The 23,192-nt window shown below is 36.5% G+C and carries 27 protein-coding genes; 22 read left to right on the top strand and 5 right to left on the bottom strand.

What is annotated here, in order from left to right; all coding sequences use genetic code 11:
* The first annotated feature begins 554 nt into the window (after nucleotides 1-554).
* The gene (locus tag JFV29_RS03870) at nucleotides 555-1,877 is read left to right on the top strand and encodes an ATP-binding protein (protein ID WP_201181345.1); all 1,323 of its coding nucleotides are present in this window, start codon (nucleotides 555-557) and stop codon (nucleotides 1,875-1,877) included.
* Between the two features lie 403 nt (nucleotides 1,878-2,280).
* On the opposite strand, the gene JFV29_RS03865 is transcribed toward JFV29_RS03870, so the two are convergent.
* Nucleotides 2,281-2,535, bottom strand: a complete 255-nt coding sequence (locus JFV29_RS03865; RefSeq protein WP_201181344.1) for a hypothetical protein — start codon at nucleotides 2,533-2,535, stop codon at nucleotides 2,281-2,283.
* 259 nt (nucleotides 2,536-2,794) lie between these two features.
* Here JFV29_RS03865 and miaA point away from each other — a divergent pair, with 259 nt between their 5' ends.
* From miaA to spoVK, 3 genes are all read left to right on the top strand, one after another.
* Nucleotides 2,795-3,781 carry a tRNA (adenosine(37)-N6)-dimethylallyltransferase MiaA gene (miaA, locus tag JFV29_RS03860; RefSeq protein ID WP_201181343.1) on the top strand — a complete coding sequence of 329 codons (987 nt, stop codon included), beginning with the start codon at nucleotides 2,795-2,797 and terminating at the stop codon, nucleotides 3,779-3,781.
* A 3-nt stretch (nucleotides 3,782-3,784) separates the two neighbouring features.
* Nucleotides 3,785-4,018, top strand: a complete 234-nt coding sequence (gene hfq / locus JFV29_RS03855) for an RNA chaperone Hfq (RefSeq protein ID WP_034313436.1) — start codon at nucleotides 3,785-3,787, stop codon at nucleotides 4,016-4,018.
* A 421-nt stretch (nucleotides 4,019-4,439) separates the two neighbouring features.
* The gene (gene spoVK, locus JFV29_RS03850) at nucleotides 4,440-5,402 is read left to right on the top strand and encodes a stage V sporulation protein K (protein ID WP_053348021.1); all 963 of its coding nucleotides are present in this window, start codon (nucleotides 4,440-4,442) and stop codon (nucleotides 5,400-5,402) included.
* Between the two features lie 37 nt (nucleotides 5,403-5,439).
* Here spoVK and JFV29_RS03845 read toward each other — a convergent pair whose 3' ends face one another.
* A complete protein-coding gene (locus JFV29_RS03845) occupies nucleotides 5,440-6,048 on the bottom strand; it encodes a trimeric intracellular cation channel family protein (protein ID WP_201181342.1) in 609 nt (202 codons plus the stop codon).
* Between the two features lie 178 nt (nucleotides 6,049-6,226).
* Here JFV29_RS03845 and hflX point away from each other — a divergent pair, with 178 nt between their 5' ends.
* The 4 genes from hflX (at nucleotide 6,227) to glnA (ending at nucleotide 10,734) form a co-directional block, all read left to right on the top strand.
* Nucleotides 6,227-7,468, top strand: coding sequence for a GTPase HflX (hflX, locus tag JFV29_RS03840; RefSeq protein ID WP_201183364.1), 1,242 nt, complete (start codon nucleotides 6,227-6,229; stop codon nucleotides 7,466-7,468).
* A 12-nt stretch (nucleotides 7,469-7,480) separates the two neighbouring features.
* Nucleotides 7,481-8,749, top strand: a complete 1,269-nt coding sequence (locus JFV29_RS03835) for a methionine gamma-lyase family protein (RefSeq protein ID WP_201181341.1) — start codon at nucleotides 7,481-7,483, stop codon at nucleotides 8,747-8,749.
* A gap of 205 nt (nucleotides 8,750-8,954) precedes the next feature.
* Entirely contained in the window at nucleotides 8,955-9,359 is a 405-nt protein-coding gene (locus tag JFV29_RS03830) for a MerR family transcriptional regulator (RefSeq protein ID WP_201181339.1), read from the top strand.
* Nucleotides 9,360-9,399: 40 nt separating this feature from the next.
* On the top strand, nucleotides 9,400-10,734 hold the full coding sequence (glnA, locus tag JFV29_RS03825; RefSeq protein WP_053345435.1) for a type I glutamate--ammonia ligase: 1,335 nt from the start codon (nucleotides 9,400-9,402) through the stop codon (nucleotides 10,732-10,734).
* Between the two features lie 67 nt (nucleotides 10,735-10,801).
* Here glnA and JFV29_RS03820 read toward each other — a convergent pair whose 3' ends face one another.
* Nucleotides 10,802-11,401, bottom strand: a complete 600-nt coding sequence (locus JFV29_RS03820; RefSeq protein WP_201183362.1) for a tyrosine-type recombinase/integrase — start codon at nucleotides 11,399-11,401, stop codon at nucleotides 10,802-10,804.
* Between the two features lie 205 nt (nucleotides 11,402-11,606).
* Complete coding sequence (locus tag JFV29_RS03815) at nucleotides 11,607-12,227, bottom strand: hypothetical protein (protein WP_201181337.1); 621 nt, start codon at nucleotides 12,225-12,227, stop codon at nucleotides 11,607-11,609.
* A gap of 568 nt (nucleotides 12,228-12,795) precedes the next feature.
* Between JFV29_RS03815 and JFV29_RS03810 the strand changes: the two genes are divergently transcribed.
* The 3 genes from JFV29_RS03810 (at nucleotide 12,796) to JFV29_RS03800 (ending at nucleotide 15,314) form a co-directional block, all read left to right on the top strand.
* Nucleotides 12,796-13,158 carry an ArpU family phage packaging/lysis transcriptional regulator gene (locus JFV29_RS03810; RefSeq protein WP_446728210.1) on the top strand — a complete coding sequence of 121 codons (363 nt, stop codon included), beginning with the start codon at nucleotides 12,796-12,798 and terminating at the stop codon, nucleotides 13,156-13,158.
* The gene (locus tag JFV29_RS03805; protein WP_201181335.1) at nucleotides 13,133-13,675 is read left to right on the top strand and encodes a tyrosine-type recombinase/integrase; all 543 of its coding nucleotides are present in this window, start codon (nucleotides 13,133-13,135) and stop codon (nucleotides 13,673-13,675) included. The genes JFV29_RS03810 and JFV29_RS03805 overlap by 26 nt, the downstream gene beginning before the upstream one ends.
* 598 nt (nucleotides 13,676-14,273) lie before the next feature.
* Entirely contained in the window at nucleotides 14,274-15,314 is a 1,041-nt protein-coding gene (locus JFV29_RS03800; RefSeq protein ID WP_201181334.1) for a hypothetical protein, read from the top strand.
* Here the strand turns inward: JFV29_RS03800 and JFV29_RS03795 are convergent.
* On the bottom strand, nucleotides 15,291-15,551 hold the full coding sequence (locus JFV29_RS03795; RefSeq protein ID WP_201181333.1) for a hypothetical protein: 261 nt from the start codon (nucleotides 15,549-15,551) through the stop codon (nucleotides 15,291-15,293). The two genes, JFV29_RS03800 and JFV29_RS03795, sit on opposite strands and share 24 nt — an antisense overlap.
* A 174-nt stretch (nucleotides 15,552-15,725) precedes the next feature.
* Between JFV29_RS03795 and JFV29_RS03790 the strand changes: the two genes are divergently transcribed.
* The 11 genes from JFV29_RS03790 (at nucleotide 15,726) to JFV29_RS03740 (ending at nucleotide 23,102) form a co-directional block, all read left to right on the top strand.
* Nucleotides 15,726-16,538, top strand: a complete 813-nt coding sequence (locus JFV29_RS03790; RefSeq protein WP_201181332.1) for a hypothetical protein — start codon at nucleotides 15,726-15,728, stop codon at nucleotides 16,536-16,538.
* Nucleotides 16,539-16,888: 350 nt separating this feature from the next.
* Complete coding sequence (locus tag JFV29_RS03785) at nucleotides 16,889-18,046, top strand: phage portal protein (RefSeq protein WP_342366495.1); 1,158 nt, start codon at nucleotides 16,889-16,891, stop codon at nucleotides 18,044-18,046.
* Nucleotides 18,036-18,755 (top strand): head maturation protease, ClpP-related, encoded by a 720-nt coding sequence (locus JFV29_RS03780; protein WP_201181331.1) that lies wholly within the window; start codon nucleotides 18,036-18,038, stop codon nucleotides 18,753-18,755. The genes JFV29_RS03785 and JFV29_RS03780 overlap by 11 nt, the downstream gene beginning before the upstream one ends.
* A gap of 12 nt (nucleotides 18,756-18,767) precedes the next feature.
* Nucleotides 18,768-19,913 carry a phage major capsid protein gene (locus tag JFV29_RS03775; protein ID WP_201181330.1) on the top strand — a complete coding sequence of 382 codons (1,146 nt, stop codon included), beginning with the start codon at nucleotides 18,768-18,770 and terminating at the stop codon, nucleotides 19,911-19,913.
* 44 nt (nucleotides 19,914-19,957) lie between these two features.
* Nucleotides 19,958-20,209: a phage gp6-like head-tail connector protein gene (locus JFV29_RS03770; RefSeq protein ID WP_201183358.1), complete on the top strand. Its 252-nt coding sequence runs from the start codon at nucleotides 19,958-19,960 to the stop codon at nucleotides 20,207-20,209.
* Nucleotides 20,196-20,564 (top strand): phage head closure protein, encoded by a 369-nt coding sequence (locus JFV29_RS03765; protein ID WP_201181329.1) that lies wholly within the window; start codon nucleotides 20,196-20,198, stop codon nucleotides 20,562-20,564. The genes JFV29_RS03770 and JFV29_RS03765 overlap by 14 nt, the downstream gene beginning before the upstream one ends.
* Nucleotides 20,561-20,953, top strand: coding sequence for a hypothetical protein (locus tag JFV29_RS03760; protein WP_201181327.1), 393 nt, complete (start codon nucleotides 20,561-20,563; stop codon nucleotides 20,951-20,953). Before JFV29_RS03765 ends, JFV29_RS03760 begins: the two co-directional genes overlap by 4 nt.
* On the top strand, nucleotides 20,953-21,342 hold the full coding sequence (locus JFV29_RS03755; RefSeq protein ID WP_201181325.1) for a hypothetical protein: 390 nt from the start codon (nucleotides 20,953-20,955) through the stop codon (nucleotides 21,340-21,342). The genes JFV29_RS03760 and JFV29_RS03755 overlap by 1 nt, the downstream gene beginning before the upstream one ends.
* A gap of 38 nt (nucleotides 21,343-21,380) precedes the next feature.
* Nucleotides 21,381-22,010: a major tail protein gene (locus tag JFV29_RS03750; protein WP_201181324.1), complete on the top strand. Its 630-nt coding sequence runs from the start codon at nucleotides 21,381-21,383 to the stop codon at nucleotides 22,008-22,010.
* The gene (locus JFV29_RS03745; RefSeq protein ID WP_201181323.1) at nucleotides 22,010-22,492 is read left to right on the top strand and encodes a head fiber protein; all 483 of its coding nucleotides are present in this window, start codon (nucleotides 22,010-22,012) and stop codon (nucleotides 22,490-22,492) included. Before JFV29_RS03750 ends, JFV29_RS03745 begins: the two co-directional genes overlap by 1 nt.
* Nucleotides 22,493-22,748: 256 nt before the next feature.
* Nucleotides 22,749-23,102 carry an S-Ena type endospore appendage gene (locus JFV29_RS03740; protein ID WP_201181322.1) on the top strand — a complete coding sequence of 118 codons (354 nt, stop codon included), beginning with the start codon at nucleotides 22,749-22,751 and terminating at the stop codon, nucleotides 23,100-23,102.
* Nucleotides 23,103-23,192 lie beyond the last annotated feature (90 nt).

Raw genomic sequence — 23,192 nt, 5'->3', positions numbered from 1 at the left:
GATTTTTTCAAAATCTATAAGTAGTTCAATAGTGCCAGCAAGAGTGAAACAGTCTGTTTTTTGGTTTAGCTAGGTAATATGTTACTAAAAGGTGAATGAAATAATGTGAAAATTGGTATGTATTGTACTCGTAAAACCTTTTCAATCTTGAAATATTTTCATATAAAGGGTAAAATTATTTATTTCAAGAGGCGATAGAATATTATTGGCTTTTTTGAATGTTAATAACATAGTTTAGTTGGGGGAACGTATAGTTAGATGTTGGATTTTATTAGTTTATTTGTAAAATGTAAGGAAGTGGAATGGTTTTTTTAGTTTGTAAAAATTGGATTTAAAGTAGTTTGAAATGTAAAGAGTTTCAGGATCATAGCAAGTTGAGAAAAATTCAAAAGAACGAAGTGAATTATCTGGTAATTATTTGATTAAATATAGTCTTATAAGCCTGCTATTATAGAGGTGATTTGATTTTTCTCTATTTCTTTGTCCCTTTATATAGTAAACTCAGAATGGGTTCGTTAACTTTTAACTGCTAGAGATGAGGTAAATTTAATGCTATGAAAAATAAAAAGTTAAGGGCATTTCTTTATTTGACAATTATTTTATTAATACTATTTATTCTTCTAAACATGTTTTCTACTTATTTAAGTATTAAAAATTCTGTTCAGAAATCTGTTGCGAATCAAAACTTGGTAGCTGCTAAGTCTATTGCTGACTCAATGGATATAGAGGCGTATAAACGTTTCCTCAATAACCCAGTAAAGAGCCAAGAATATACGGATATAGAAACCTACTTAGAGGATGCACGGGAAAAAATTGGGGCTTTGTATGTATATACTCTGATGGTGGATAATCCGAAAGAATCGAGAGCTATGATTACCGGGTTTTCTAAAGATTCTAAAAAGGAATTTCCTATTGGAGGGGTGTGCACGGTTCCTAAAAAGCAGGTCAAACAAGCCTATGAAGGAAAAAGCTTTATTACTGGAATACTGAAGGATCCAGCATATGGCGAATATTTGACTGTGGGGGTGCCAATAAAAGATCATGAAGGCGCCATTATTGGTTTTTTAGGTATTGATGTGAGCGCAGAGGATATTAATACCATTAACGGAAAGGTATTAAAAAGCAGTATTGCCATCCTCGTTTATAATGGGGGCTTTGTTATTATGCTGTTAGTTACCTTTTTTATGATTCAAAAATGGTATCAAAAAGAATTGAAACGGGAAGTGGGGGATACTGAGGATACGTATCAATCAGAATTTCAATCACTTATCGCTTCTGTCCGCTCATTAAGACATGATTTTTCAAATCATATTCAAGTTATACATGGACTTCTCAAGCTTGGTGAAAATGGTAAAGCATTAGATTATTTAACCGGTCTCTCAAAAGAAGTGCGATCGATTGAATCGATGAAATTGGATGTGAATCATCCTGGCTTATCTGTACTTTTAGAGACGAAAAAGCTCTCAGCCCAGAATTATAACATCGATATTACACTTGATGTTTCTCCTAATTCTTTCAACATGGTCAAAACAATTGACTTGATTAAAATGTTATCGAATGTAATCGACAATGCTATTGAGGCAACGACTGAATTACCTGAGCAAGAACGCCGAATGAATATAATCTGTAAAGCCAACGAAGAAAAGTATACGTTTGAGGTTACCAATACCGGACCTATGATTTCTACTATAGATCGGGAAAATATTTTTGTCAGCGGCTTTTCTACCAAAAAGGCACAAAAGGGGGAGGTTAGAGGACAAGGCCTGTTTATCGTAAAAGACTTAGTTAACAGGTATGATGGTGACATTACCGTAAAGTCTAATGAGACAGGAACCACCGTTACGATGATGATACCTGTATATGGAAGAATGAGCTAGTTCCTTTTGTAATAGAGAATATAATGATAGGAAAGTAAATAGACCGGTTTGATACGGTCTATTTTTCTTTTTTATTATAGAATGCATTACATACAGATTTAGGTGGTTAATAATATGGCTTGTCTCTTATTTAATCTCTCAAGTTTCATTCCCTTATTCATAATAATTTTAAGTATCCCATTCATTCAGAACCTTCTTTTAGTACCTTTAATAACTATGTTGCTAGGAGCCTTGATACGACTGGCCTTACGAAAGATTACTTATGAAAAATACAGACATCCGATAAGCGGGCATCATCAGTAACCTTTTCGAATGGATTGGTAAATTACGAAACACACTACTATAGAAGAAACTATATTTTTTACAATAGAGGTCTGTTTTACTTTGAAGTCAAGATGGCCGGTCAAGCAAGTTTGAATATATATTTCTTTTCACCATTACTTTCAACGGGAATGAAAACCTTATGTTGATTGTTCGAAAGTTTTTTAAGTGTTTGATATAAATATTTTTTTGTTGTGCCTATTCCTTGAGCCATTTGATGTAAAGAACGCTGAACAACACCCTCCCAGTCGATATGTAATAGCGAATATAAGCAAGTATCGAATTCAGTAGAGGATACATTACGTAATAGATAATGGTATGTTTCTTCATAAATCATTTTTCTTGACTCCTTTTAGGGTGCGTAGTCATCTTTTTTCCAGAGAGAAAAGCACCTTTATCGTCTAAATAAACCTTTTAATGAAAAAAGTAGCATCACTTAAAAAAATATTAATCACCTTGTTTTAGTGAATATTATTCAGGGTGGTTTCGATAGAAGATGTGAATAAACTAATAGCTTTTGGACATAATGGATAGATGTTTGGCTGCTTTCCCCGAGATTATGATAAGATAGGGAAAAATCATATAAGGCAGTGAGAATGTTGAAACAACAAAAAAGAAAACTTCTCGTTATCATCGGACCGACTGCTGTTGGTAAGACGAAAATGAGCATTGAGTTGGCTAAACAATTTAATGGTGAAATTATCAGCGGAGATTCCATGCAGGTTTATAAAGGGATGGATATAGGGACTGCGAAAATCAAGAGAGAAGAAACAGAGGGAATTCCTCATTATTTGCTTGATATTAAGGAACCGGATGAACCATTTAGCGCGGCTGAGTTCCAGGAGCGTGCTAATGCATGTATCGAGGATATCCAAAACAGAGGAAAACTCCCTATTATCGTCGGTGGTACAGGTCTATACATACAATCGGTCATTTATGATTATCAATTTTCAGAAGCGCCATCTGATCCCAGTTACAGGGGTATGTTGGAAAAACAAGTTAAGGAATTAGGAATCGATCCTGTTTTTGAACAATTACGGAGTGTTGACCCAGAAAGTGCAAAACGTATTCATCCTAATAATGTAAGAAGGGTAATCAGAGCACTTGAGATTTTTCATTGTACAGGAAAAACGATGAGTGAGCAGTTGGATGAACAGCCGACAGAAATGAAATATGATACGTGCATCATTGGTTTGACAATGGATCGGGAAAAATTATACCAGCGTATTGATCAGCGCGTCGACGGGATGATAGAAGAAGGGCTGATTCAAGAGGTTCAGTCATTTTATGATCAAGGTTTGAGGGATTGCCAATCAATACAGGCTATTGGCTATAAAGAGATCTATGATTTTATTGATGAAAGAGCATCATTAGAGGAAGCAATAGAGGCTTTAAAGCAAAATTCTCGCCGATATGCTAAAAGGCAATTGACTTGGTTCCGGAATAAAATGGATGTAATTTGGTTTGATATGACCAATCTAGAAGATTTTTCAAAAAAAATACATGAAATATCTGGGTTTATAGCAGGAAAGCTTTTCAATAAAGGCGAATACATAAATTTAGAGAGAAAAGAGGAGGACTAATACATGAAACAATCAGTAAATATTCAAGATCAGTTTCTTAATCAATTACGAAAAGATGGTACGTATGTGACGGTATTTTTATTAAACGGTTTCCAAATTAGAGGACAGGTTAAAGGGTTCGATAATTTTACTGTTTTATTTGAATCAGAGGGCAAGCAGCAATTAGTCTATAAACATGCGATTTCTACATTCGCTCCACAACGTAATGTCCAAATTGATTACGAAGTGAAGGAATAATCATATAAATGGATCAAAAAGACAGGCTTCGCTTATAGCGACCTGTTTTTTTTTTTTTTTGAGCCTACTCTTGTATCTTTTTCAAGGATTCGATTATTTTACGCACACGTTTTGAATATATATTAAGGGACGGATTATTTTCCGGGAAAGCGCAGGAAATGACATTTTCAAAAAAAGAATTGATGAAATGGAGATAAAATTGTCGTATTTATATTCTAGAGGTGAGAATCCTGTTTAATTAAGTCGCCGTTTGAAGAGGGAATTAGCTAATTATTCTAAAAGCTTAGGAAATCATGAAGAGTAATAAGGGAATTTCCCGATTGGTTTAGTTTAAAGGCTGTGCTCATTACTACGGCATATGGCCATCATAAATCGAATGAAAATTGTGGCGTCAGGTGTCCAAGATGGAGAGGTGAATGCATTGGAACAACCGATCCGTATGAAAAATAACGGGCAAATCAACATTGTGTTTAATGCGGAAAATAGAAAAGCGCTACAAAAGGATCTGCCGATAAAAGAAAAAGAAATATTAGTGCAAGAAATTCCCCACCAGCATGTAGCATTAAAGGAAATTGAAGATGAATTAAAAGCGCTAGTTGGCATGGAAGAAATGAAACGGATGATAAAAGAAATATATGCCTGGATCTACATCAATAAGCAGCGGGAAACAAGAGGGCTGAAGACTGGTCGTCAAGCGCTCCATATGATGTTTAAAGGAAATCCTGGAACAGGGAAGACCACTGTTGCACGTTTAATTGGAAAGTTGTTTCAAAAAATGAATGTACTCTCGAAGGGGCATTTAATTGAAGCGGAGAGGGCAGATTTGGTCGGAGAATATATTGGTCATACGGCCCAAAAAACGCGTGATTTAATTAAAAAGGCCATTGGCGGGATATTATTTATTGATGAGGCCTATTCCTTGGGGAGAGGAGGCGAAAAGGACTTTGGCAAAGAAGCCATAGATACGCTCGTGAAACATATGGAGGACCGACAACACGAATTCATTTTAATTCTTGCAGGATACTCACGAGAAATGGATTATTTTCTCAGTCTAAATCCTGGCCTTCATTCCAGGTTCCCGCTTGTTGTAGATTTTCCAGATTATACGATTGATCAGTTGATGGAAATATCTGATCGAATGCTTCAGGAACGTGAATATATTATGAACAGGGATGCTGAGAGAAAATTAAAAGATCATTTAATCATATTACGTTCGTTTCGTGGACCTATATCGTTTTCTAACGGCCGCTATATCCGAAATGTTCTTGAAAAGTCGATTAGGGCGCAGGCAATGCGGCTATTAATAGAAGATTCGTTTGAAAAAGTCGATTTACTCACTTTAACCAGCCAGGATTTAATTTTTGAGGATGATGAGAAAGAATGACATACGAAAGCCCACCAAAAATGGCGGGCTTTCAGATTTATGTTTTTGGTACCCATTTTTTATTAGGAAGGTGCCAATTATATGTGTAGGAAAGGACGCGCAATAAAGTGATAGCGGTAAAGAGCGTATATAGCTGCCATGACTGAGATAAGACTCCGCTGCCTAACGCTAAGCCTGCAATGATGGCCCAGACTGCGTAGATTTCTTTTCTAAAGACTAATGGTTTTCTTCCGGCCAGCACGTCACGGACTACCCCGCCGCCGCATCCTGTTAACGCAGCTGAAACAATAATGGCGCTTATGGGATGATTCAGATCAACCGCATACATGGCCCCTTGTATAGCAAAGGCAGAAAGACCAATCGCATCACTTAAGTTCCCCCATCTGTCCCAATGCTTTGATAGAATGGTAGGAAAAACAAAAACGATGGTGATAGATACTAATGCAATGATAAAATAGAAACTTTGATCCCATAATGTTGATACAGGTACACCAATCAATAAATTTCGGATTGCTCCTCCACCAAAAGCGGTTACGATTCCTAAAATATAGACTCCTAAAATATCATACTCTTCTTCCATGGCAATAATGGTCCCGCTTATGGCAAATGCAATTGTACCTATGAGGCTTAATACTTCCCATGTCATATGTTTTTCCCTCTATGTCTTTTCAATTTGATGTTAAAGTCAAATTTGATTTTAGCATGTTATCGAATAATTTAAAATGGTTAAAATCTTTGTTTTTACGAAAGTTTTATAAGTTTAATTTTTTTTGTTATGATTAACTGAAATCTTTCATAAAGGTGGTGCCGATTTGGATGAATCAATGAAGGAAACGGCTGTATTAATAGGATGCCAAACAACAGAGGCTGACGAGCGTTTTGAATATTCGTTGGATGAGCTGGCTTCGTTAGCGAAGACGGCGAATGGCGAGGTGCTAATGACAATCACTCAGAAAAGGGAAAGGGTTGATCCGTCTACATATATAGGTAAAGGAAAAGTGGAGGAACTTCAGAATTTAGAAGAAGAGTTGGAGCCGGATCTATTTATCTTTAATGATGAATTATCTCCAAGTCAGATTCGTAATCTTTCTAAACATTTGCAAGCAAGGATCATAGATCGGACACAGCTTATTTTAGATATTTTTGCTCAGCGAGCGCGCTCAAGAGAAGGGAAGCTGCAGGTTGAACTGGCTCAGCTTCAATATTTATTGCCGCGTTTGGTGGGGCAGGGTACGGCAATGTCCAGGCTTGGAGGCGGAATCGGTACAAGAGGACCTGGAGAAACGAAGTTAGAAAGCGACCGCCGCCACATTCGTGGGAAAATTGATGAAATCAAACAACAATTAAGCGGGATAGTTAAGCATCGTGAACGGTATCGCGACAGAAGGAAACGAAATAAAACCTTTCAAATTGCCCTGGTCGGATACACGAATGCGGGTAAATCAACGCTGTTCAACCGTTTAACTGAGGCAGATTCTTTCGAGGAGAACCAGTTGTTTGCTACACTTGATCCGATGACTCGAAAAGCCATTCTTCCTAGCGGATTTACCGTGCTACTGACGGATACTGTTGGCTTTATACAAGATTTGCCGACTTCTTTAATCGCAGCATTTCGCTCGACACTCGAAGAAGTGAAGGAAGCTGATTTATTGCTCCACGTTGTCGACTCCTCAAGTTCGGATTACTTTAATCACGAGAAAACGGTACACGATTTGCTAAATGACTTAGAAGTCCCTTCCATTCCACAGCTAACGTTGTATAATAAGAAAGATAGGATTCATACTGACTTTGTAAGGTCATCTAGTAATGCTTCATTATTAATAAGTGCCTATGATCATTCAGACCTGAATCAAATCATGGAAGAAATTGAAAAGTATGTGATTGATGAAATGATCCCGTATAATGTTTTCCTCCCTTCAAGTGAGGGTAAACTATTATCACAGCTGAAAAATGAAACCATATTGCGCACTCTCTCCTTTAATGAAGGATCGGAAAGATATGAATGCAAAGGTTTTTGTCTAGCTGATCATCCATTAACCGGCCAGCTAGAGAAATATTCATTATAAAGGGGAATTTAGATGTATCAGCAGTTAACACATGGAGAAGTGTTAAAAAACATTGCCCAGGAAGTAGAAGCAATGATTTCTCCGTTACATAAACAAGTTGATGAACGAATTGAAGAAAATCAATTTCGTGTGTTACAAAGTTATCAAGCACATCGAGTGAGTGATTCTCATTTCATCCCTACGACAGGGTACGGATATGATGATATCGGCCGCGACACTCTTGAATTGATTTATGCCGATGTCTTTGGTGCAGAAGCGGGATTGGTGCGTTCGCAAATAATTTCGGGTACACATGCGATTTCAACTGCTCTGTTCGGCATATTACGTCCAGGGGATGAATTGCTGTACATAACTGGAAAGCCATATGATACATTGGAAGAGATTGTCGGTATCCGAGGCTCGGGTATCGGATCTTTGCGTGATTTTCAAATTAGTTATAAGGCTGTTCCGTTATCGGGATATGGAACAGTTGATTTTGAAGCCGTTAAACAGGCAATTCAACCGAATACGAAAATGATCGGAATCCAACGCTCAAAAGGGTATGCTACACGTCCTTCCTTTACGATTGATGAAATTAAAGAGATGATTTCTTTCGTTAAAGAGATAAACCCAGAAATCGTCGTGTTCGTAGATAATTGTTATGGGGAGTTTGTTGAAACTCAAGAGCCGTGTCATGTAGGGGCAGATTTAATGGCTGGTTCTCTCATTAAAAACCCAGGTGGCGGAATAGTAAAGACAGGTGGATACATTGTCGGTAAAAAAGAATTGGTCGAAGCTTGCTCTTATCGTTTAACATCACCAGGAATTGGTGCGGAAGCTGGTGCCTCGCTTTATAGTTTGCAGGAAATGTATCAAGGATTCTTTCTTGCGCCCCACGTCGTTGGACAAGCCGTTAAAGGTGCCATGTTCACTGCTGCCTTTTTAGAAAAAATCGGTATGAATACGTATCCTAGATGGGATGCGAAACGCACCGATTTAATTCAATCTGTCCAATTTGATGACCGGGATAAAATGGTTGCCTTTTGTCAGGCCATTCAATATGCATCACCAATCAATTCGCATGTGACACCATATCCTGCATATATGCCTGGCTATGAAGACGATGTGATCATGGCAGCAGGAACCTTTATTCAGGGAGCAAGCATTGAACTGACAGCAGATGGTCCGACAAGAGCTCCTTATGTTGCCTATGTTCAAGGTGGATTAACATATGCTCATGTTAAAATCGCCGTGTTGACTGCTGTGAATTCTTTAATGGATAAAAAACTGATCCAATTGTAATAAGAATACTAGCTGAATTTTTTCAGTTTTCGTCTCAGAATCCAGTTTAACTGGATTCACAGAAAAAATAATAGTCATAATATTTGATAAGTTACAAATCATTTTGCTTTTCTAAAAATATCACGTCATAAAATGTAACATCATCTTGACAAGTTTAATAACATGTAATATGATTATATCAGATAAAAAAAGGAGGATGCTAAGAATGAGTGGCAACAACATTCGGCGTTCGATGCCTCTTTTTTCCATCGGAATTGTGATGCAGCTAACTGAATTGTCTGCGCGTCAAATTCGATACTACGAAGAGCATCAACTAATTACTCCTATGAGAACAGATGGAAATCGTCGGGTTTTTTCTTTAAACGATATTGATCGACTACTTGAGATTAAAGATTTAATCGAACAAGGAGTCAATCTGGCCGGCATAAAAAAAATTTTCACTGTAAAGGAACAGAACTTACCTAAGACTCAAGATTTAGAACAAGCGGAAAAGATAAGACAGGACCTTAGTGACGAGGAGCTTCGTAAGCTTCTACGTACTGAGCTTTTACAAGGCAGTAAGCATCGAACATCTCTTCGACAAGGGGATATGTCCCGTTTTTTCCAATGAAAAATATGATTTATGAATTATTATTTAGGGGGAATTAAAATTGGCAAAGTTCACACGTGAAGACATCACTCGTTTAGCAAAAGAAGAAAATGTTAAGTACATCCGTTTACAGTTTACTGACATTTTAGGAACGATTAAAAACGTTGAAATCCCAGTTAGTCAATTAGAAAAAGCTCTTGATAACAAAATGATGTTTGACGGATCTTCTATTGAAGGCTTCGTACGTATCGAAGAATCTGATATGTACCTATATCCTGATTTAAATACATGGGTTATCTTCCCTTGGACTTCTGAAAAAGGTAAAGTTGCTCGTCTAATTTGTGATATTTATAATACAGATGGAGCACCTTTTGATGGAGACCCTCGTACTAACTTAAAACGTGTCCTTGCTGAAGCAAGAGAAATGGGCTTCACTGATTTTAATCTTGGACCTGAACCAGAATTCTTCTTATTCAAACTAGATGCAGCTGGAGAGCCAACTCTAGAATTGAATGATAAAGGCGGATACTTTGACCTTGCACCTACTGACCTAGGAGAAAACTGCCGTCGCGATATCGTTCTTGAACTTGAAGAAATGGGATTTGAAATTGAAGCATCCCACCATGAAGTAGCTCCAGGACAACACGAAATTGACTTTAAATATGCAGATGCAATTTCAGCATGTGATAACATCCAAACTTTCAAATTGGTTGTTAAAACGATTGCTCGTAAACATGGTTTACACGCAACATTCATGCCTAAACCATTGTTCGGTGTTAATGGATCAGGTATGCACTGTAACGTTTCTTTATTCAAAGGAAGCCAAAATGCCTTTTACGATACAGAAGGAAAATTAGAACTAAGTAAAACAGCAGAGCAATTTATCGCAGGTATCATTAAGCATGCTCCTAGCTTCACAGCGGTAACAAACCCAACTGTTAACTCATACAAACGTCTAGTGCCTGGTTACGAAGCTCCTTGTTATGTTGCTTGGTCTGCTAAAAACCGTAGCCCATTAATTCGTATCCCAGCTTCACGCGGTGTTAGTACTCGTGTTGAGGTACGTAGTGTCGATCCAGCAGCCAATCCATACTTGGCACTTGCTGTAATATTGAAAGCTGGTCTTGACGGTATCAAAAACAACCTAACTCCTCCAGCTCCAGTTGACCGTAACATTTATGTAATGAATAAAGAAGAACGTGAAGAAGTAGGAATCGTAGATCTACCAGCTACTTTATATGCTGCATTGGAAACATTAAAATCCAATGAAATCATCAAAGAAGCTCTTGGTGATCACTTGCTTGAACACTTCATCGAAGCAAAAGAAATTGAGTGGGATATGTTCCGCACACAAGTTCACCCATGGGAACGCGAACAATATATGTCTACTTATTAATAGCTTAAAAGCCTTGGCATTACTGAGTTTCTCAGTTGCCAAGGCTTTTTTTATTTTAGTGATATTTCTATGAGTTGGATGATTGACCACATTTCATATTATGTTGAGCATAATCCATGTATTTTGAATAACCAACCACACCTTTTTCTTCGAGTTCTTTTGAAACGTGAGCATAAACATCTGCTGTTGTTTGAATTGATTTATGTCCCAGTCGTTCTTGTACATCTTTTAAACTTGCTCCAGATTCAAGAAGTAAAACAGCGTGAGTATGTCGTAAACCGTGAATGGTTATATGTTTTGTAATTCCTGCTTTTCTACATATGCGAATAAAAGCCCTCTGTAAGGTGGATTTTGAATAGGGGAGGCCATTTCCTCGTTCGAAAACAAGAATAGTTTCTCTATGATACCTTTCTGCCAATTTCAGTTTTATTTCCTTTTGCTTAATAACATGACGCGTTAATAGAGCAGTAAGGCTTTCGTCGATTAAAATTTTTCTATAAGATGTTTCGGTTTTAGGTGGTCCGAACATTTTATCAATATCCAAAACATCATAATTTAAAGTTTTGTAGATTTTAATTTTATTATCAGTGAAATCTAAATCTAATACCTGGAGAGCTAAAGCTTCACCTTTTCTTAAACCAGTATCGATTAGTGTTTTAAATAAAATAAAATAGTTCCAATTATCTTAATTATGTCTCCTAAAATGAAAGTGGGTGTTGAAATTTGAAAAAAAGAACCACTTATAAAGAAGTGATTCAGAAAAAGCAATGTGTAGTTTGTTCAGATAACGAAGCTGAATTACAAATTAATTAAGAACAGTGGGTATGTAAATCTTGTGCTCAGTACATGAATGATTTAGGAAATGAAGTTAATTAAATTTTATTCCAGATATAAACAAATTGACTTGCTTCGGATTCTAAAGCAATTAACATGTCTTCATTATAATCATTCTTTATATAAAGTTTGTTCTTATGCAAATTTAAAACAGAATGATTAACCTCGAAATTGAACGTTTTATCATAGCTTGAAGTATTTAGCAGTATCAGTGATGAGTTAATGTTTCTCTTATCAACCTTATCATTTTTTCCTTTGAAATAAAGTTTAATGAGGTGTGGAACACCGTTAATTAAAAGACCTAATTCAGAAGAAGAGCGAACTGAAAGTTTATCGCCAATCCAGACAGACTTTCCAGGATCAAACCATATCGTTTCTTTCTTATTTAGGAATTTTAAATATTGTCTGATTGCATATATATAGTTCGGTTGTTTTTTTATATCAATCCTTGGAATTAGGTTCTCAAAACAATTTTTGTTTAAATCATTTTTATGATACGAAACAATCTGATCTCTAAGTTGCTTCCAATAATCGAAGGCTGGATGATACTCTTTTTGATATTTGATTTTTCTTACCATGTTGGTTTTTGCTGAAACTCCTTTCAGAGTAAATTCAGTAAACTGCGAAAGACCAATATTAATTTTTTGAGTAGTATTCATATAGTCACTTCCATCATTAAAAGATTCGACAAACATTTGGAGAAATCTCACAAATAAAAACTAATAAATTATGTGACATATTGCATAAATATGATGGGAATAGGGAAATAATGAATGCTTAAAAATAAAGTCAAGAAAGTTCTTAGAGTTTAGAGGTTTGTATAGTTCATAAACGTCTGGCCGGAAAAACTGGAGGACATTCATTAAAGATAGGAAACTAGAATTCCTGTTTTCAATGGATGTCCTTTTTTATTTAGAAAAAGAGAGAAGGAATTGAAATGGAAAAAGAAAAAAAGAAAGAAAAATCAAGTACCTAATCAAATGGAAAGTGGATCGGTATCGGACGGACAAACGCACGGGCGCCATCAGTCCGGTAAAGCCAAGTCGTTATGTACAATATGCTTATGATGAACTAGAACGTCAAATTCCTAAAGAATAGAAAGAGGTGCCAGGACACATGAAAAGAAGAAGTGATATGCCGGCTGTTGATGAAAAAAAGACCAAAAGAGAAGTGTAGAAGGCGATTTCAGAATATCGAGATTTCTTAATCACACTTCCTATTTTTTAAATGCCAAAAGTGACACCCTCTTATTCATTGGTGCCTCCTTCTAACACCAACGCGTTTCATTCCAGCACGGAAGATGCAGCACTAGAACGGATTGAATTTGAGCAAAACCGATCGGATTGTTTAACGAAAATGCACGATGCGGTGAATAGTTTGAAAGATATCGAGAAATTGATCATGGTGAAAAAGTATCTTCTCCATGATCAACACGGTTACGACCTGTTAATTTGGACTGAATTAGGGCTAGGAAAAACCAAGTATTATGCCATTAAAGGAGAGGCCGTGTTGCGCCTGGCCTTCGCCTTGAAAATCGAAGTCTATAAAAAAGGGGGTGTTTCGAATGAACGTGGTCCAACCCATTCGTGACAAGGCCCTGCTGCAGGATATGAAAGACTTCCTGAAACAGAATAATGAACGAAATTACATTATGTTTTTGCTCGGAATCCATACAGGCCTACGTATCTCGGATATTCTTCGATTACGGGTAAGGGATGTGCAAGGATGGGACATTGTCCTGAAGGAAAAGAAGACGGATAAACATAAAGAAGTGAAGATGTCGAATGAATTGAAAAGGGCGATCCGCAGTTATGTGAAAGACAAACCCTCGAATGAGTATTTGATTAAAAGCCGAAACGGAAAAAACAAACCGATCACAAGGGGAATGGCCTATGTGATTTTGAGTCAGTTGGCGGAGGAATTCAGACTGGAACGAATCGGGGCCCAATCCCTTCGAAAGACGTACGGGTATAATCATTACAAGAAATTCAACGATGTCGTAGCTCTTCAACAGATCCTGAATCACACGGATCAACGAGAAACCTTAATTTACATAGGAATTAAACAAGATGAACTCAACAAAATGCAGGGGAAAATCGATTGGTAATTTCCTCTTTTTTTGTGTTCTTTTTCTTCACTGTAAACCAGATATAAATACAAAGAAAAAAGTGTTTGGTTTTATATATCATTGAGAAATTAGCAAAAAACCGAAATTATTTGTTGAATTTACATCATCTACCTCAGAGAATATTGTAATATTAGTGCTACAATTTTCTTGAGGTGGTAACTTTGTTTATTTCTCCAATGCTATTGCAAAAAACTGAGCAACCCTTTGAGGAAGATGATTTTATAACTGTTATAGGTACAAAATTAGTTGGTCGAAATTGATTAGTAATTGTGCCTTACAGGTTATTTTATATTTCGCCCATATAATCATGGTCAAAATTGTTCTTTTTCTATCTGGAGACACACATTTCAACGACATATAAGTTCGGTATGACATCCATTTGAGTTATTTAAGATGTTAAGTGAAAATAAAGTTTTTTAAAAAACGTGAGTCATGTTATTCCATTAAAGGGCCAGATTGTTGAAGATTACTTTAAAATAATTTGAATTTTATGTTAATGTTAATGGACATTGTTTAGAATTGTACTTAAACAAAATAATTAGTGATATAAATATTCAAACCTAGAAAGGATGATTGGATGTATGTATGGGGATTTCAACCACACTTTCAAGTCTCGATAAATACCACAGCTAAACAAATTTTCAATGAATTAAGATTGGATTTAAACCCAAAAGTATGGGTGGTAGGGATATGGGCTGAAGATAATGGAATAGACAATCCAAATCCAGTAGACATAGTTACAATCGATACTCCGTTTGAGCCCGAATTATTTTGTGAGGTAAATGATATAGCAAATGAAATTTATGATAATGATCCTGACAGACTAATGCTAAAAGGTGGTGAGCGGGCTGAAAAAAAATATCATCATAGGCTTGAACTAAAGGCAAAAGTAAATGCAATGATTAAAATTCTTGATAAAGAATATGAGAATCTAAATACATCATTTTATGTATCTATGCCTGTGAATATCCGCGGTTATTGGGTTTTTACAATATTACAACTAAACAAGGAAGCTGTTAAATCTATTCCTAGCCTTAATACACATACTGTATTTGGAAGATATAAAATCATGAGATCTTTGCTTGAGTCTACAATAACGGAATTCTTAAGTACGTGTTCTAAGGCTCTGCAAATACCAGATGTAGGAGAAGAACTTAATGTATTAAGTCGAAATGATGGTGAGTTTATTAGAAGTGGTGGAGAAAGATTTCTGAAATCATTGTCTTTTAAATTTCATGGGCAATTTGACTTGTTTGAGATATTCAATCTTATTTCCACCCAGTACTATGAAGGTGGAGAAAGTAACGGGAGAATTATAATTTCAAATATTGACCATCCTTCAGTTAACCAGATTTTAAAGTTCACTTCTCCTATTAAATTATCAAATCATAGAGCCATAAGAAAACTCTTAGAAATGACTAGTGGGAGTATTTGTTTATTAGCTGATGGTAATGAAGTTTATGGGATGGGGAATTTAACAGATTATGATGCTACGGAGGAAGATGTATTTATTATTGATTTTAAAAGACACTTTACGTGGGAATTAAATCACAGTGATACCGTTTTAATGGTTGTAGAATATCGACAACCTAGTTTACCCAAAGAGAGAATGAACTAAAGCAGTAGATAGAGTAGTCAAAACTCTAGAAGGACCAACCAAAGTAAAAAAACGCGTTAGGTATTTAACAGGTTCATGGGCGAAGGCAAGCTCATACCAATGGTCCAAGAGTAATTCTGCAACCTCAACTGTGTCATCTGATGCAGGTGCAAGTGCAGGTGGTATTTCGAGTTCTTTAGGAGTTTCAAATTCAGTAACCACTACATATTCTGTTGCCATAACTATTCCCGCAGACAAAAAAAAGTTCAGTAAACTAGCTTTCTATAGCGATTTTAATAAGAGGTATGTTCGAGTATTGTTATATAATTTTAATGGGATATTGTATTCTGACAAAAAAACTAATCATTATGCTCCACGTAAAGACACTTATTTACAGGTCGTATATCAATAATTTTTGAGAGAAGAGTGTTTATGGTAAAAAATAAGAAAATTATTATTGGATTGATAATATCTGTATGTGTGATTTCGGCTTTTTTTATACTAACGAAAACCGACCATAAATATGGAAAAAAAAGTAATCAAACTGATGAAGTAAAACTTAAGTTTGCGAATAACTTAATAAGTTACATTATTGAAGATAAAGAAGGTATGTCATTCAACATTTTTGGTGTTCAAAATATTAAAGACAAGGATTCTTCTCTCGTGGACGTAGTATCATCTATTGAATTAAATAATCCTAATATAAGGATTGTCGATTACCAAGTAGATACTGGAATTGTTCATAAAAACTATAAATTAGTTAATATTCTTGTTACTTTAAAACCATTAACAAATAATGTTGAAACGGCTGACCAACTTTTAATTCAGTTTAATAACGAGAATACAGAAACTTATGATATTGGAAGTATAACAGTACAAAATGATATGTCTTATCAAAATAAACACTTTGAACCATCAGGTCAATATACTGTTGCATATCCGTATTTAGGTTTAGATATTAATCTTAGAAACAAGACAGACCAGACTATTTCTCCATCTAGAATTTCTGATCTTACGAAAAATCTATCCTATCAATTTGATAGACCTTTCGAATTTCAACCACATGATAAAAAACACATTAAAATTAATACCTTTTATAAAGGTAAAAAGGAATTTGATTTTATGACTGTTTCACCTATCCTTTCATATACTTTTGATAACGAAAGTTATCTTTATAATATGCCAGGAGTTGTTTATGGTATTCTTGATTCTGACACTGATAAGATAGAAAAAATGATTAAGTAACGGTAGAAAATATGTTCGGTGAATACAGACTAGTCGACTATTAAACCATCAATCTAAAACAAAAAGATTAGCCTTCGCGCTAATCTTTTTGTTTTAGAAAATCTCCTGTAGTTATAAAATAAAGTCGTACCGTTTATAAAAAGGTTGCACCGTTTTGTATAAAGTTTAATCGTTTATAAAATGATAAACCAAAATCAAGTATTGATTTTGGTTTTCCTTCTTGAACTAACGGGTGCGTTAGTTCCATAGGATCCAATAAAGTAGACCACAATAATATAAGTGGTCTCTTTTATTTGTTCAAAAATCAACATTAATGATTAACAAAGCCTTTTTAAAAAGGAGGTGAGATATTGGGAATATTAGATCTGATGAAAAGTAGAAATAAAGAACTTGAATTCATGTTTGATTTTGATTTAATCCAAGATACTTCCAAGAAAATTCACATGAAGCAATTGGCTATCCAAACCTGTATCAATATGATTGGCCGTACCATTAGCCAATCGGAATTTTATGTGAAGAAGGATAAAAAGATTGTGAAGGATGAAATGTATTATCGGTTAAATGTCAGACCGAACCCGAACATGTCAGCCAGTCAATTTTGGCAAACTGTTGTTCACAAGCTGATCTATGACAATGAGTGTTTGATCATCCAGTCGGATACCGAGGATTTATTGATTGCGGACTCTTTCACACGAGTTGAATATGCCTTGGTCAATGATTCATTTAAAGATGTAACCATTAAGGACTTTACGTTTTCTCGAACATTTCAAATGAACGATGTTATTTATTTGGAATATAGCAACAAAAAGCTATCGACTTTGCTATCGACTTTGTTTGATGGCTTATATTCCGATTATGGAGAACTATTTGGTAGGATCATAGAATTTCAGAATCGCAAGAATCAAATTCGCGGCTTCGTAGATATAGAGGCAGTCACTGATAAAACGGAAAAGACACAGGAAAAACTACAGAATTATATCAACAAAATCTACAATGCTTTCACCTATAAGTCAGTAGCAATTGTTCCACAACAAAAAGGATTTAGATTAGAGGAATTGAAGAACTCTACTCAGCTTCAAAGTGTGGATGAAGTCGCCAAGGTAATTGACGGTTTTCTCAACCAAGTTGCCAAAGCCTTAGGTATTCCGGTTTCCTTACTTCACGGTGATATGGCTGATGTAGAAAAGCCTACTCGCAATTACATGACTTTTTGCATTGATCCTTTCTTGAAAAAAATCAAAGATGAATTGAATGCCAAGATGATCGATAAAAAGGAATACTTGGCAGGGAAGAAGATGGAAACTAAACGGGTTTCTTACAGTAATATTTTTGATGTAGCTGCCGCCGTTGATAAGTTGAGAGCTTCAGGGGCATTTAACGGTAATGAATTGCGTGAAGCATTAGGTGAGGAAAGGGTGGACGACCCTATGATGGATAAATACTTCATCACCAAAAACTATCAAGAAAGTTCAGAAGCACTTAAAGGAGGTGAGAAAAATGAAGCATAAAATCAAATGTGATATTATCAACTGGAATTCGAGTATTTGGGATTTTAACTATCAAATGAAGTCTATTAAAGAAGATGAGGATATTGATTTATCCGTTAATTCTTATGGTGGTGATGCCTTTTTAGGAATTGATATTTGTAATACTCTTAAAGATCATAAAGGACTTGTTACTGTGACGATAACAGGCATGGCGGCAAGTGCTGCATCCGTTATTTGTATGGGTGCTGATAAAATACGAGCGCATGCAAATACCATGCTGATGGTCCACAATGCTCAAACATTTGTAGCTGGGGACGCTAAAAAACTTCGAAAGGCTGCTGATGATGTTGAAAAGGTAAGCCAAGCTGTACTGAAATCATATACAAATCGGGTAGATGCGGATACGATGAAAAAATTACTCGATGATGAAACATATCTTACTGCTGAAGAAGCATTAAAATATGGGCTAATTGATGAAATCATCGATGCTGAACCAGAAGAAGTCGAGTCTGAAATCTTTGAGAACAAAGCAAAAGCATTTAACAATAAAATTACGGCTGCTATTGCACCAAAGCAACCTATCTCTGCATCAGGCATCGACGAAAACACATTAAAACAAATGTTTGCTGAACTTAAAAATGAAATCAAAAATGAATTAAAACCAAAAGAGATTGTTCCTGATCCTGTTGCACCCAAACAGAACTTGAGCAGTCTCTTTTTACATTTATAGGAGGTATGGATAATGACAATTAAATTTAATAATTTTGCAGAGAAAAAACAGGCGTTTGCTAAAGCAACACAGGAAGGAAATGCTGAAGAACAGTCTGTTGCGTTAAATAATATGCTGGAAGCGTTGGCTCAGGATGTACAGGGAGATATTATGAATCAAGTTAATACATCAATGCTTGACCGTTCCATCATGCAAGCCAGGGGCGCTAATGTTCTTACGAGTGAAGAGACAAAGTTTTTCAATGTCGTGATTGAAGAGGGTGGGTTTAAAGATACAGAAACACTGCCTAAAACAATACAAGAACGGATTTTTGATGATTTAGTTGAAGGGCATCCGTTACTGCAGCAACTAGGTATTCAAAATCTTGGTGCGGTTACAGAATTCATTTATGGAGATCCGGAAGGTGCTGCAGTATGGGGCCCATTATTTGGAGACATCCAAGGGCAACTAAATGCAACGTTTAGAAAAGAGTCTATCAGCCAACTTAAGTTAACAGCTTTTATTCCTCTATCAAACGACATGCTAAAACTTGGACCTGTATGGGTGGAGCGCTATGTTCGGACTATGATTTCGGAAGCAATGTCCGTTGGTCTTGAGCGTGGATATGTTGCAGGGACAGGGAAAGACATGCCGATTGGATTGTTAAAAGATTTGAAGGGATCTGTTGTGGACGGAAAATATCCTGACAAGGCATCTGCCGGTATCCTTACATTTGAACCAGGTAGGGCGACAATCAATGAATTAAAAGGTGTTGTCGAAAAATTATCTATTCGTCCAGTTGGGAAAGATGAAGAAGAAAAGGTCCGCAATGTGGCTGGAAAAGTTGTAATGATTGTCAATCCCTTTGATAACTTTAGCATCCAAGCTAATGCGACCGTCCAAAATGCTGCAGGTATATACGTGACAAGCTTGCCATTTAATCCAACCATTACTGAATCCATGTTTGTACCAAAAGGAAAAGTTGTATTCTTTATTCGTGGTGAGTATGTTGCAGCTGTCGGTGGAGCGATGGAAGTAAAGAAATTTGACCAAACAATGGCCATGGAAGATGCAACACTTTATATCGCGAAACAATACGCCACTGGTAAGCCAAAAGATAATTATGCAGTGCAAGTCTTTGACTTAGATCTAGACTTGGAAGGCGGCCTTGAGGGGTGATTTAATTGGTCACACTTGAACTATTAAAAGAATTTAAAGAGCGTATGCATATATCACATTCAAGCGAGGACGACAATTTAAAAAGATTGTTGTCCTTTTCGCTTGCGGATTTGCAGGAAAAATGCGGGAAGTTTGATATCGACGAAAATGAAAGGGCGAAAGAGTTAGTGTTTGAGCGTACTCGTTATGCCTACAACGATGCCCTTGAGTATTTCAACGATAATTTCCTTAATCAAATTAATAGTTTAGGATTATCGATTGCATTTAAAGAGGGTGAATCAGATGCAGCCGTTTAAATATAAACCGCCAAGAGTGAAGACGGGGGATTTACGTACACCCGTTATTTTTCATGAGTATACAGCAAATGAAGGACCAGAACCGGGTGAATACGAAAAAAGGGTTCTCTATCGTGCTTGGGCCAAGGTTGATAATGTTTGGTTGAAAGACTTGGAGATTGCTAAGGCTAACGGGACCTTATCTGATATCACAATCAAGATACGAGACCCACAAGCAGACTATATCCCAAATAATAAGCATTATCTTTCCATCGATGCTCCTGAATACCGAGACAAGCGATATAATGTCAAACACGTTCAACCCGATTTGCAAAATAAGGAGTTTATCACAATCGTAGCGAGGCTAACCGAATGAGTGTAAAGATCAAAGGTGAAAAAGCACTGGTTGCAGAGCTTGAAAGACGTATCGGAAAAATGAAGGCGCAGCAATTAAGTGATAAAGCCTTAAAACGAGGTGCCCAAGTATTTATAAAGGAACTAAAAAGTCAATTTGCATCCTTTAAAGATACCGGAGCATCCATTGAAGAAATGAAAATATCAGAGCCGATGTGGGTAGCTGGTGTTAGGACTGTTAAAGTTTATTGGCGTGGTCCGAAAGAACGTTATCGAATCATTCATTTAAATGAGTTTGGCACCGTACAAAACCCAAACCCAAAAGGGAAGGGTTCAATTGCAAGAGCAATGAGAAACGCTGAAAGGGCTTATCGTGAGGCAATTAAACGATCAATAAGGGAGGGAATTTAATGGATGTATTAGGGATGGTCTATAATGAGCTGATTGCTGACCCATATATTAAGGAGAAGGCTTCTGGAAGGATTAAATTTTATGATTTTCCTGAAACCAGCAGCGTGACAATGGCTCCTAATATCATCATAGATCCATTAGATGTACCTCTTCCTAAAGATTTCGCTGATGATACCTGGCTAACTTATGATTGTCTTTATCAAATTGAAGTGTGGTCAAAGAACAGGACCAATTCAAGAGAATTATCTGAACAAATCGGAAAAGTTATGTGGAATTTTGGTTTTCATCAAGGTACTGGTCCCGATGAATGGGATGAAGAAACAGGGATCTACCGGGACGCCAGAAGGTATCGGGGAAAATTATACAGAGACGATCTAGACACTTTATAAGGTGTCCTTTTTTATTATTTAAAATAGGAGTGATTAATTTGGCAGAAGAGAAAAAAAGCTATAGAGCATCAACCGGTGTAAATGAATTTTATTATGCGGTTTTAACAGATGACGATGACCATTCATTTACGGCTGGTGAAATTACCCGGATTAAATTTTTACAAAATATTGAGGTAGAAATGCCGCAAGAAGCGATGAGGGCGTATGGGGATAATGGTACAGCTGAAATTGCTATTTCAGGTGGAAATGTAACAGTATCCACTCAATTTCACAAAGTACCGATTCAGGATAAGAATATTTTATTTGGTTTAGAAAAAGTGGATGGTCTTTCTTCTATTGGCGGTGAGGATGTGCCACCTTATGTGGCAGCGGTATTTACCAAGACATTTGAGGATGGTTCTAAAGAGTGGGTGGGGCTTACAAAAGGAATGTTCATGCGTTCTAAAATTTCCGGTAAAACCAAAGAAGAAAACAAAGAATTTGATAATGAAGAAGTTACTGGAGAATTTATGGAGCGTTATGTTGAGGGAGCCTCTTCTGAAAAATCTGTTCTTTTCGGTGCTGACAAAAAAGGAGAAACAGATAACCGTGATTCTTTATTTCAAAAGATATTTGGCAAGCCTTATCCAGGAACAAATGATGGAGAGCAAGGTGGTGTTGAAGGATAATGACAAACTTTAAAGCTGTTGTAGTTGAAGATATCCACGCTAATAGATTAGTAGTATTAGCAGTCAAAGAAAAAGAAAATGAAATTAATATTCGTTTAGCCCAAGAAGGAGAAGTCCCTGACTTTTTAGCAACAAGAGCGATCAAAGAAGGCGAAGGGGTCTATGTAACTATTAAGAATAGAGAAACGTGGAAGGTCGAAGCGGGAGCAGACATTCAAGCAGGTGTTTCAGTTGGGACTGGTGAAGATGGAAAAATCGTTGAAGCTCTTGGAGAAGATGCGCCAACTATCATCGGATATTCAATAAATGCAGCAAATGCAGGGGAATTTGTTAACTATGTCCGTAATGTAAAAGGCGGAGGAGAAGGTGTTCCGGGTCCGCAAGGCTCAAAAGGCGACAAAGGCGAAAAGGGTGCTGATGGATTTCCTACGGAAGAACAGTGGAACGAATTAGTAGTGAGAGTAGAGACACTAGAAGGATAAAGAGCAAGAATATTCTTGATTTAAGGCTCTGTTAAAGGGTGTTGTTGATTTTCTCGTTGAACTAATGGGGCAAGTTAGTCGAGTATGGATATATTTTTAGAAACAAGATTTGTTTTATCGAAAAAAATTAAGTAGTAGCCCTTTCTAATTAATGACTGAGCCCATTTTACTATAATTCCACCATTATCCTGAACATTTTTTTAATAAAATCATTAAATAATGAGAGGACAACCTCAAAGAATGGGAGGAATGATTTATGTGTGGTTCTAATGGAATGGGCGGTTGTTGCCCTCCAGCACAAACGTTTCAAGAACGAATTTGTGGTAATTTTAGTAATCCAGGTATTGGGGTAATAGATCAGGTGGTATTTAATGCTCCAATTGGCGATTATATCGAAGGGACTTTTGAAATTTTTAACTCTGCATCCAGCTCAGGAGTTGTAACAGGTACAGTCAATACTTCAGTCGGTCCTTCTGTTGGTGTAGGACCCGTTCCACCAGGAAATACCTTTGCAAGTGCAGTGAGAAATCCGACTTCTTTCAGCCTTGATATACCAGCAGGATCAAGTGGTACGTACTGTATTACTCTGTATAAGCGTGTATTAGCATAGTTTAGTTAAAAGTAAAAAGGAGTTCTCATTTTGTATAGAGGACTCCCTTTTGTTGAGAGCAACACTGGGTGTTATTTGAAACGAATGTCT

Origin of the sequence: Peribacillus sp. TH16 (genome assembly GCF_016651095.1) — a bacterium.
Classification (GTDB): domain Bacteria; phylum Bacillota; class Bacilli; order Bacillales; family DSM-1321; genus Peribacillus; species Peribacillus butanolivorans.
Note: the sequence above shows the minus strand (reverse complement) of the source record. Positions and strands in the feature narration are given on the sequence as shown.